We start from the raw sequence: 10,430 nt of genomic DNA on the forward strand, positions 1-10,430 counted from the left end.
CTTGCCGTAGGACAGCCGGATGTTGCGGCATTCGACGCTGACTTTCTTCATGCGGATTCCCCTTCATTGCGAGCCGGCCGCTGGCGCGCCTGGGCGCGTTCCACCAGCAGGTGCGAGACATACGTGCCGATGGCCACCCCGGCCACCGCCAGGACGCCGACCGCGGCGCCGGGACCCCGGCCGGCCGCGGATTCGGCCCGCTCGAACCGGGCGATCGTCGCGGTCGCCATCGCATCGGCGTGCATCTGCGCGATCGCCTCGTCCAGGCCGCGCAGCACCTCGGCCGGCCCGGCCCCGCTGTGGTGCGCGATGCCGCGCAGCAGCCCGCGGAGCTGGCCCATCGTCGCGGCCGCCGCCGTGTCGTGCCTGCTGGCGATCGTCAGGCCGGGACGGCCTCGCGCCGCTGGGAGATCTGGTAGCCGATCGCGAGGATGGTGAACCAGACCGGGGCGACGTAGAGCGCGACCCGCGTGCCGTCGTCGAAGCCGAGGAAGATCGCGACCATGGCGAGGAAGGCGAGCACGAGCCAGTTGGTGAAGGGCGCACCCGGCAGGCGGAAGGAGACCGGCGCCGCCTCGCCGCGGGTGACCGCCCGGCGGTAGCCGATGTGGGCGAGCATGATCATGCCCCAGGTCCAGAGCGTGCCGACCAGCGCGACCGAGGTCACGTAGACGAAGACCTGCTCGGGGATGAAGTAGTTCAGCACCACGCCGAACAGCATGACGATGACCGAGACGGTGATGCCGAGCGCCGGGACGTGGTTCTTGTTGACCTTGCCGAAGGCCTTCGGCGCCTGGCCGAAATGGGCGAGGGTGTAGAGCATCCGGCCGGTCGAGAAGATGCCGGAGTTGCACGACGAGGCGGCGGCGGTGATGACGACGAAGTTGATGACGAGGGCGGCGGCGGGGAAGCCCATGCGCTCGAAGACCATCACGAAGGGGCTCTCGCCGGCGGAGAACTCGGACCAGGGCACGAGCATCATCACGACGAGCAGCGCGCCGATGTAGAAGACCAGGATCCGCCAGACGACGGCGTTGGTGGCCTTCGGCAGCGACTTCTCCGGGTCCTCGACCTCGCCGGCGGTCACGCCGAGCAGCTCGACGCCCTGGAAGGCGAACATCACCATCTGGAGCGCGAGCACGACGCCGAGCATGCCGGTCGGGAAGAGCCCGCCGTGCGCCCAGAGGTTCGTGACGCTCGCCGCCTCGGCATGCTCGCCCGAGCCGAAGATCAGGAAGAGGGGGCCCGCGACGAGCAGGGCGACGATCGCGACGATCTTGATCAGGGCGAACCAGAACTCGAGCTCGCCGAAGAGCTTCACCGCGATGAGGTTCACGCTGTAGAGGACGCCGAGCGTGACGAGCGCGGGGATCCACTGCGGCACCTCGGGGAACCAGTAGTGGGTGTAGATGCCGACGGCGGTGATCTCGGCCATGCCGGTCACCACCCACATGAACCAGTAGGACCAGCCGGTGGCGAAGCCGGCGAAGGGCGAGACGTATTCCTCGGCGTAGGTGGCGAAGGAACCGGCGACCGGGCGGTGCAGCATCAGCTCGCCGAGGGCGCGCATGATGAGGAAGATGATGAGGCCCGCCGCGGCGTAGGCGAAGATGAGGCCGGGGCCGGCCTGGCTGATGGCGCGGCCGGAGCCGAGGAAGAGGCCGACGCCGATGGCGCCGCCGAGCGCGATGAGCTGCACGTGGCGGTCCTTGAGGCCGCGGTGGAAGTCGCCGGCCTCCTGCTTCTGTTCGGCGTCGAGCGCCGCCTGGTCCATGTGTCGCATGGATTCCTCCGGGGGGATTGTTCGTTGAGGGGTGAGGGGTGGGGCCGCCGTCGTCCGGCGGCCCCGGTCGGTCAGCCGAGACGGGCGACGAGCTCGATCTCGACGCTGGCGCCGCGCGGCAGCGCGGCGACCTGGACGGTGGAGCGGGCCGGCTTGTGGGTGCCGAAGCGCTTCTCGTAGACGGCGTTGAGCTTGGCGAAGTCGCCGAGGTCGGTGACGAAGACGGTCGCCTTCACCACCCGGTCGAAGCTCGAGCCGGCCTCGGCGAGGACGGCGGCGAGGTTGTCGAAGACCTGCTCGGTCTGCGCCTCGATGCCCTCGGCCAGGTTGCCCTTGAGGTCGAGCGGGATCTGGCCCGAGGTGAAGAGGAAGCCGTCGACCTTGACGGCGTGGACGTAGGGACCGATGGCGGCGGGGGCGCCGGAGGCGTTGATGGGCTTCATGCGTGGGCTTCCTTCGGGTGGTGGGTGGAAAGGGTGGCAGGGGCGGTGTAGCGCTCGATGCCGAGGGGACGGGCGTCGATCGCCGGCGCGCGGCCGGTGACGAGGTCGGCGAGCACGCGGCCGGAGCCGCAGGCCATGGTCCAGCCGAGCGTGCCGTGGCCGGTGTTGAGCCAGAGGTTGCCGTACTTCGCCTGGCCGATGATCGGCGGGCCGTCCGGGGTCATCGGCCGGTGGCCGGCCCAGAAGGTGCCGGCCTTGGCGTCGCCGCCGGCCCCGTAGAAGTCGGTGACGACATGCTCGAGCGTGGCGCGGCGGCTGGTGTGCAGGCGGGTGTCGTAGCCGTCGAGCTCGGCCATGCCGCCGACGCGGATGCGGTCGCCGAGGCGGGTGATGGCGACCTTGTGGTATTCGTCCATCACGGTCGATTCCGGCGCGCCGGCCGGGTCGGTGATCGGCACGGTCAGCGAGTAGCCCTTGACCGGGTAGACCGGCAGGCCGATGCCGTGCGGCTTCAGCAGCAGCGGCGAGTAGCTGCCGAGCGCCACGACGTAGGCGTCGCCGGTGACGGTGCCGGTGCTGGTCGCGACGCCGGCGATCCGGTCCCCGTCCGCGACGAGCCCGGTGATCTTCACGTCGTAGCGGAAGTCGACGCCGCGGGCGGCGGCGAGCTCGCGCAGCGCATTGGTGAACTTGAAGCAGTCGCCGGTCTCGTCGCCCGGGAGGCGCAGGCCGCCGACGAACTTCTCCCGCACCCGGGCGAGGGCGGGCTCGACGCGGATGCAGCCCTCGACGTCGAGCACCTCGTGCGGCACGCCGAGGTCGGCCAGCACGTGCACGTCCTTGGCCGAGCCCGCGAGCAGCTTCTCGGTGCGGAAGAGCTGCAGCGTGCCCTGGCTGCGCTCGTCGTAGGCGATGCCGGTCTCGGCGCGCAGCTCGCGCAGCAGGTCGCGGCTGTATTCGGCGATCGGCACCATGCGGCTCTTGTTCACCTCGTAGGCGGCGGCGGTGCAGTTCCGGAGCATGGCGAAGGCGAAGCGCCAGAAGGCGGGGTCGAAGCTCGGGCGGATGAAGAGCGGGCTGTGCTTCATGAACAGCCACTTGATCGCCTTGACCGGGATGCCGGGCGCCGCCCAGGGCGAGGCGTAGCCGGGGGAGACCTCGCCGGCGTTGGCGAAGCTCGTCTCGAGCGCGGGGCCTTCCTGGCGGTCGAGGACGGTGACCTCGTGCCCGGCCTGCGCCAGGTACCAGGCGCTCGTCGTGCCGATGACGCCGCTGCCGAGGATGATGATCTTCATGCGCTGAGCCTTTCGATCTGCGGGGCGGCGTAGCTGCGGGCGTAGCGGCCCCCGAGGGAGGTGAGGATTTCGTAGCCGATGGTGCCGGCCTGGGCGGCGAGGGCGTCGACCGTCTGCCGCGGCCCGAGGAGCTCGAGGAAGCCGCCCTCGACCGCGGCCGGCGCGTCGGTGACGTCGAAGGTCGCGGTGTCCATCGAGACGATGCCGACCAGCGGCACCTCGGTCTCGCCGGCGAAGGCGCGGCCGCGGCCGCTCAGCGTGCGCAGGAAGCCGTCGGCATAGCCGACCGCCACGGTGGCGATGCGCCGCGGGCCGGGCGCGGTCCAGGTGGCGCCGTAGCCGACCTGCGCCCCGGCCGGGACCTCGCGGGTCTGCACGATGCGGCCGAGGAGCCGCACCACCGGCCGCATCGGATTGGCCGCGCCGGCGACCGGGGCGATGCCGTAGAGCGCCGCGCCCGGACGGGCGAGGTCGAAGTGGAAGTCCGGCCCGAGGAAGACGCCGGAGGAATTGGCCAGGCTCGCCGGCGCCGCCGGCAGCCGCCGCCGCGCCGCCTCGAAGCGGGCGAGCTGGCTGCGGTTCATCGGGTGGTCCTGCCGCTCGGCGCAGGCGAGGTGGCTCATCACCAGCCGCAGCGCGATGCCGTCGAGCCGCGCCGGATCGTCGGCGAGCGCCGCGACCTCGGCCTCGGCGAGGCCGAGCCGCGACATGCCGCTGTCGACCTGCACGACGCCCGGCAGCCGCCGGCCGCGCTCGGCGGCCAGCGCCGCCCAGGCCGCGACCTGGGCCGGGCTGTTCAGCACCGGGATGGCGTCGGCCGCGGCGCAGTCGGCCTCGGCGCCGGCCGGCAGCCCGTTCAGCACGAAGATCTCGGCGCCGGGCAGCAGCGGGCGGAGCGCGATCGCCTCGTCGAGATGCGCGACGAAGAACTGCCGCGCCCCCGCCGCCGCCAGCGCGGGGGCGACCTCGGCGGCGCCGAGCCCGTAGGCGTCGGCCTTCACCACCGCCGCGCAGCCCGCCGTGCCGGCGAGCTCGCGAAGCGCCTTCCAGTTCGCCACGATCGCGCCGAGGTCGATCTCCAGCAGCGCGCCGGCGTGGGATGATGGGTGTTGCGTCATTCGCCGCTTCCTCCTGTCTTGCCCAGGTATAAGCAAGGCGCATGCCAACTTTGCGCCGCACGCAACCCATTGTAACGGCGCGGGATTCCCGCGAGCTGCGCGGAACGCGAGTGTAAACGAACGTGTACGACTCGCGGCCTGCGAGCGGAAAATGTCCGCTTGCTCAAGCACTTCCGCCGGGTGTAAGGAATCCCTTACGGCTGTAAGGAATCATTTACAGGGGAGGCGGGCGTGCGCTTCGACATCCTCTTCGCCGACCGGGTGGGCATCGCCTCGGAGATCCTGTCGGTCATCGCCCGCCGCCGGGTCAACGTCGTCGGCGTGGAGGTGGAGGTGCCGCACGTCTATGTCGACGCCCCCGACTATCCCGACCGGGACCTCGCCGCGCTCGCGGCCGACCTCGCGACCGTCGCGGGGGTCGAGACGGTGCGCACCGTCGATCTCCTGCCCGGCGAGCGGCGGCGGATGCAGCTCCATGCGCTGCTCGACGCGCTCGGCGGCCCGGTCATGGCGCTCGACGGGGCGGGCACGATCCTCGTCGCCAACCAGGCGGCGGCGAGCGCCGCCGGGCGGGCCGATCTCGCCGGGGTGCGGCTCGCCACGCTCGTCGACGCGCCGGACGCGGTGGCGGAGCTGGTCGAGGGCGGCTTCGGCCTGCCGCCGCGCGAGGTGACGCTGAAGGGCCGGCCCTACATGCTCGAGACGCATCCGGTCGATCCGGCCGACGGCGCGGCCGGCGGGGTCGTGCTGCTGCACGCGCCGCAGCGGCTCGGCGAGCGGCTGAACGCGCTGCAGGGGGCGGAGACCGGCGGCTTCGAGGCCATCCTCGGCGAGTCGCCGCCGATGCGCGCGCTGAAGGCGCGCGGGGCGCGGGTGGCGGCGGTGGACGCCCCGCTGCTCATTCTCGGCGAGACCGGCACCGGCAAGGAACTCCTCGCCCGCGCCTGCCATGCGGCGAGCCCGCGCGCCGAGCGGCCGTTCCTCGCGCTCAACTGCGCCGCGCTGCCCGAGAGCCTCGCCGAGAGCGAGCTCTTCGGCTACGCCGGCGGCGCCTTCTCCGGCGCCCGCCGCGAGGGCAAGCCGGGGCTCCTCGAGCTCGCCGACCGCGGCACGGTCTTCCTCGACGAGGTGGGCGAGATGTCGCTCTACCTCCAGGCCAAGCTGCTGCGCTTCCTCAACGACGGCAGCTTCCGCCGCGTCGGCGGCGAGCGCGAGGCGCGGGTGAACGTGCGCATCATCAGCGCCACCCACCGCGACCTGCCGGGGATGATCACGCGCGGCGAGTTCCGCGAGGACCTCTTCTACCGGCTGAACGTGCTCAGCCTGACGCTGCCGCCCCTGCGCGAGCGGGGCGAGGACATCCGCCTGCTCGCCCGGCACTTCGTCGCCCGCGCCGCCGCCCAGGCCCGCCGCTCCGACTGCCGCCTCGCGTCCGACGCCGAGCGGGCGCTGATGGCCGCCCCCTGGCCGGGCAACGCCCGCCAGCTCGAGAACGTCATCTTCCGCGCCGTCACGCTCAGCGACCACGGGCTGCTGACCGAGGCCGACCTCGGGCTGGCGGCGAGCGCCGCCGGGCGCCGCGGCGCGGCCGACGGCGAGGTGACGACCTGGGCCGAGGCGCTGGCCGGCTTCGAGCGCGACCTGCTCGCCCGGCTCTACCCGAGCTATCCCTCGAGCCGGCGGCTCGCCGCCCGCCTCGGCGCCTCGCACACGATGATCGCCAACAAGCTCCGCCGCCACCGGCTGCCGGAGGGCGCCGGGAAGGGGTGACGCGCGCGACCGGTTCGCGCGATCGGCGAAGGAATGGGTCCGCCCTCCCCACCTGTCCCGCCCGAGGCCCTGCCTCCCCGGGCGGGCGCTTCTCGCCCGCCGGGTCGGGCGCTGCCCTTTTCGCTCTGGAGTGACGGGTCGGACGGGTGGGTCAACTCAGGCGGCGAGGCCGAAGAGCGGCCCGTCGGCCGCGACGAGGGCGTGCGTGACGCGCCAGAGGATCCAGCCGCTCTCGGGCGCGGTCACCGTCGCGATCTCGCGGCCGAAGACGTCCTCGACGGTGGCGAGGACGGCGCCGGCGGCGACCCTCTCGCCGGGCTCGACGCGACAGCGGCAGAGCCCGTCGGCCGGGGCGTTCACCCAGAGATAGCGGGTCGTCATCACCGGGGTGCGGGCGAGCGGCGGCGCCGCCTCGACCATGCCGAGGCGGTGGGCGATGCGCAGCACGCCCTCGAGGTGGAAGCGCACGTTCTCCTCCTCGACGAGCCCGATCCGCCCCGCCTCGGCGAAGGCGGCGGAGCGGCGGCGGGTGGCGCGGCCGGTGGTGCTGCGGCCGGGGGCGGCGAGATGCTCCGGGCCGAGGCGCACGACGATCTCGGCGTCGAAGCAGCGGGCGAGCGCGAGGCTTTCGGCGTCGAAGGCCGGCTCGCCGATCTCCTGGGCGATGGTGAAGCGGCTGACCTGTTCGCAGAGATCCCCGCCGTGCAGGTCGACGAGGACGTCGGCGTCGGCGGCGAACTCCTCCAGCACCGCCCAGGCCAGCGCCTCGGAGAAGCTGCCGTCCGGCCGGCCGGGGAAGGAGAAGTTGATGTTCTTCCCGTCGATCGGGCAGACGTACTGCGCGCGCGAGGCGATGGCCGGCTGGTTGAGGATCGGGATGACCGAGATGCGGCCGCGGAGCGCCGGGGGCGCGACGGCGCGCTGCAGGCGGACCGCGGCCTCGATGCTCGAGGTCTCGTTGACGTGGACGCCGGCGATCACCGCCAGATGCGGCCCGGGCGCGGCGCCGGTCAGCCGGGCGACCGGAAAGCGCCAGCCGGCGAGGACGCCGGGCGAGAAGGCAAGCTCCTCGAACGAAAGTCCGGGCTCCATTTCCGCGCACTCCCTCCGCGTTGACACCTGCCTTGGGCGACCGTAGCGTCGGCGCCGGGTCGATGCCAGCAGGGGGCGCAGATGTCATTGAAGCTCGCGGCCATCTTCCGTCCGGCGGCGCTCGTCGCCGCGGCGCTCGCGGCCGCTCCGGGGGCCGCCGTCGCGCAGGACACCCTCGCCCGGATCACCGGGGAGGGGAGCGTCCGCATCGGCATCGCCAACGAGCGGCCCTACGGCTACGTCGAGACCGACGGGACCGTGGCCGGGGCGATCCCCGACATCGTGCGCGCGGCGCTGGCGCCGCACGGGGTCACCGAGCTCGAGCCGCAGATCGTCGACTTCAACGCGCTGATCCCCGGGCTCAACGCCGACCGCTTCGACATCATCGCCGCCGGCATGTACATCAACCCGCAGCGCTGCGAGGCGATCGCCTTCACCAACCCGCTGACCCGCGCCGGCTACGGCTTCGCCGCCAAGGCGGGGAACCCGACCGGCGTGCACAGCGTCGCCGAGGCGGTGGCCAACCCGGAGGTGACCGTCGGCACGCAGACCGGCTCGGCGCAGGTCGAGGCGCTGGCGAGCGCCGGGCTGCCGGCCGACCGCACGGTGCTCTTCGCCAATGCGACCGAGGCGCTGGCCGGGCTCCGGGCGGACCGGGTCGACGTGATCTTCTTCCCCGGGCTCGAGCTCGGCGCGCTGCTCGCGACGGCCAACGACCCCTCGGTCGAGCGGGTGACGCCGTTCGAGCAGGCCAGGACCGAGAGCGGCGAGCCGGCCTACGGCTATGCCGCCTTCGGCGTGCGCAAGGGCGACGAGGGGCTGCGCGATCTCCTCAACACCGAGATCGCCCGGCTGATCGAGTCGGGCGAGCTGCTCGAGATCATCTCGAGGTACGGCTACGGCGAGGACGAGCTGCCGACGCCCGGCGTGACGGCCGAATCCCTCTGCGCCGGCTGACCCCCGGCCGGGGGACGGCCTGAGGTGGAGGCGCTCCTCGGGCCGCTCGAGCTGCTGCCGCAGCTCCTGCGCGGGGCGCGGATCACGCTGCAGCTGACGCTGCTGACCGCGGTCCTCGCCTTCTTCCTCTCCTTCGCCGTCGCCTTCGCCCGCAATGCGCCGTGGAAGTGGCTGCGCTACGCGACCGTCGCCTACGTCGAGATCTTCCGCGGCACCTCGGCGCTGGTGCAGCTCTTCTTCCTCTTCTTCATCCTGCCCGCCTACGGTCTCTCGCTGCCGCCGATGCTGACGGCGATCGTCGCGCTCGGGCTCAACATGTCGGCCTACGGCTCGGAGATCGTGCGCGGCGCCATCGCGACGGTCGGGCAGGACCAGCGCGACGCGGCCCGGGCGCTCGGGCTCACCCGGGTGCAGACCTGGCGCACGGTGATCCTGCCGCAGGCGATGGTGGTGGCGCTGCCCTCGTTCGGCAACCTGCTGATCGAGCTGCTGAAGGCGACCTCGCTCGTCTCGCTGATCACCATCACCGAGCTCACCTTCGCCGGGCGGCAGATGGTCGTCACCACCGGGCGCGACTTCGAGGTCTGGGCGCTGGTCCTCGTCCTCTACTTCGCCATGGCCTGGCCGCTCAGCCTGCTCGTCGCGCGCGCCGAGGCGCGCGCCGCGCGCTTCCGCCGGTGAGCGCCCGGTGAGCGCCCGGTGAGCACCATGTTCGACTTCGCCTTCGCCTGGTCCTTCCTGCCCGAGATGCTCAAGGGGCTCAGGATCACCGTCATCGCGACGCTCGGCGGCTTCGCGGTGGCGCTCCTCGTCGGGCTCGGGCTCGAGCTGATGCGCCGCGGCCGCTCGAAGGCGCTGCGGCGCATCGCCCAGGGCTGGATCTCCTTCATCCGCTGCACGCCGCTCCTGGTGCAGCTCTACTTCGTCTTCTACGTCGCGCCGAAATGGGGCCTCAGGATCGACGCGCTGACCACCGGCATCCTCTGCCTCGGCATCCACATCGGCGCCTATGTCGCCGAGGTCTACCGCGCCGGCATCGACGCGGTCCCGCCCGGCCAGTGGGACGCCGGCCGCGCCCTCGGCCTCGGGCCCGTCGCGCTCTGGCGGGCGGTGATCCTGCCGCAGGCGCTGCCGCCGGCCATCCCGCCGCTCGGGAACTACCTGATCGGCCTCTTCAAGGAGACGCCGCTGCTCGCGGCCATCACCGTGCTCGACGTCTTCGGCGCGGCGAACAACATCGCCGGGCGCACCTTCCGCTACAACGAGCCCTATACGGTCGCGGCGGTGCTGCTCCTCGTCGTGAGCCTCCTCGCCGCCTGGGCGGTCCGCCGCATCGAGCGCCGGATGACCCTGCACCGGACCGGCCGGGCGCTGCCGTCCGCCGGGCCGGGAAGCGGCCCGGTCTGACCGTCAGCGGCCGCCGAGAATGCCGCCGCCGCGCGCCACGGCGCGCACCTCCGCCGCCTGATGGGCGGCGATCTTGCGGTGCCAGCAGGCATGGAAGCGGGCGTAGCGCGGGCTCTGCACCCGGAAGGCGACGAGCCAGACCGCGAGCAGCGCCAGCCCCTCCTGCAGCCCGTTCGGCTCGACCGGGACCGCCGGGTGGAGCGCCACCGCCAGGAGCGGCAGCGCCGCGGCCAGCACCGCCAGCATCGAGGCCTTCTCCGGCGGCATCGGCTGGCCGCCGACCTCGGCCACCGTTTCGCCACGCAGACGCTCCACCGCGGCGCGGTAGTCGTCGAGGTAGCTCGTTTCCGCGGAATCCTCGCGGGGGGAGGGTTCGACCTGGGACATTCGGCAAGCTCGGCGCAGGGGGACGCGTGACGATTCGATTGTTGCGCGGTCAGCCGACGATATCAACCCTGACGTGTAGCATGAGCACGAATTGGCCCTTCACATTCGCGAAAGCCGCAGGATCAGTCGCGATCCGTTTGTATCCGGGCCTCAGCGTCACCGTTGCCCCCGGCCGTGC

At 72.6% G+C, this 10,430-nt stretch carries 11 protein-coding genes; 4 read left to right on the forward strand and 7 right to left on the reverse strand.

Going from position 1 to position 10,430, the window contains the following annotated elements; translation table 11 throughout:
• Positions 1-47: 47 nt before the first annotated feature.
• The 5 genes from Q0112_RS14820 to alr form a co-directional block, all read right to left on the reverse strand.
• A complete protein-coding gene (locus tag Q0112_RS14820; RefSeq protein WP_297976612.1) occupies positions 48-443 on the reverse strand; it encodes a SpoIIE family protein phosphatase in 396 nt (131 codons plus the stop codon).
• Positions 380-1,783: an amino acid permease gene (locus Q0112_RS14825; protein ID WP_297976596.1), complete on the reverse strand. Its 1,404-nt coding sequence runs from the start codon at positions 1,781-1,783 to the stop codon at positions 380-382. Before Q0112_RS14825 ends, Q0112_RS14820 begins: the two co-directional genes overlap by 64 nt.
• Before the next feature lie 71 nt (positions 1,784-1,854).
• Complete coding sequence (locus Q0112_RS14830) at positions 1,855-2,226, reverse strand: RidA family protein (protein WP_297976598.1); 372 nt, start codon at positions 2,224-2,226, stop codon at positions 1,855-1,857.
• Positions 2,223-3,521, reverse strand: a complete 1,299-nt coding sequence (locus Q0112_RS14835; protein ID WP_297976600.1) for a D-amino acid dehydrogenase — start codon at positions 3,519-3,521, stop codon at positions 2,223-2,225. The genes Q0112_RS14830 and Q0112_RS14835 overlap by 4 nt, the downstream gene beginning before the upstream one ends.
• Complete coding sequence (gene alr, locus Q0112_RS14840) at positions 3,518-4,639, reverse strand: alanine racemase (RefSeq protein ID WP_297976602.1); 1,122 nt, start codon at positions 4,637-4,639, stop codon at positions 3,518-3,520. Before alr ends, Q0112_RS14835 begins: the two co-directional genes overlap by 4 nt.
• 231 nt (positions 4,640-4,870) lie before the next feature.
• Here alr and Q0112_RS14845 point away from each other — a divergent pair, with 231 nt between their 5' ends.
• Positions 4,871-6,409: a sigma 54-interacting transcriptional regulator gene (locus Q0112_RS14845; RefSeq protein ID WP_297976603.1), complete on the forward strand. Its 1,539-nt coding sequence runs from the start codon at positions 4,871-4,873 to the stop codon at positions 6,407-6,409.
• A gap of 156 nt (positions 6,410-6,565) precedes the next feature.
• On the opposite strand, the gene Q0112_RS14850 is transcribed toward Q0112_RS14845, so the two are convergent.
• Positions 6,566-7,501, reverse strand: coding sequence for a succinylglutamate desuccinylase/aspartoacylase family protein (locus Q0112_RS14850; protein WP_297976605.1), 936 nt, complete (start codon positions 7,499-7,501; stop codon positions 6,566-6,568).
• An 81-nt stretch (positions 7,502-7,582) separates the two neighbouring features.
• Between Q0112_RS14850 and ehuB the strand changes: the two genes are divergently transcribed.
• Genes ehuB through ehuD form a run of 3 tightly spaced genes read left to right on the forward strand, consistent with a single transcriptional unit; the run spans position 7,583 to position 9,865 of the window.
• Positions 7,583-8,458, forward strand: a complete 876-nt coding sequence (gene ehuB / locus Q0112_RS14855) for an ectoine/hydroxyectoine ABC transporter substrate-binding protein EhuB (RefSeq protein ID WP_297976607.1) — start codon at positions 7,583-7,585, stop codon at positions 8,456-8,458.
• 24 nt (positions 8,459-8,482) lie between these two features.
• On the forward strand, positions 8,483-9,139 hold the full coding sequence (ehuC, locus tag Q0112_RS14860) for an ectoine/hydroxyectoine ABC transporter permease subunit EhuC (RefSeq protein ID WP_297976608.1): 657 nt from the start codon (positions 8,483-8,485) through the stop codon (positions 9,137-9,139).
• A gap of 27 nt (positions 9,140-9,166) precedes the next feature.
• Positions 9,167-9,865: an ectoine/hydroxyectoine ABC transporter permease subunit EhuD gene (ehuD, locus tag Q0112_RS14865; protein ID WP_297976614.1), complete on the forward strand. Its 699-nt coding sequence runs from the start codon at positions 9,167-9,169 to the stop codon at positions 9,863-9,865.
• Between the two features lie 3 nt (positions 9,866-9,868).
• Here the strand turns inward: ehuD and Q0112_RS14870 are convergent, their stop codons facing one another.
• Positions 9,869-10,252 carry a hypothetical protein gene (locus Q0112_RS14870; protein WP_297976610.1) on the reverse strand — a complete coding sequence of 128 codons (384 nt, stop codon included), beginning with the start codon at positions 10,250-10,252 and terminating at the stop codon, positions 9,869-9,871.
• Positions 10,253-10,430 lie beyond the last annotated feature (178 nt).

Source organism: uncultured Amaricoccus sp., assembly GCF_937858865.1.
Classification (GTDB): Bacteria; Pseudomonadota; Alphaproteobacteria; order Rhodobacterales; family Rhodobacteraceae; genus Amaricoccus.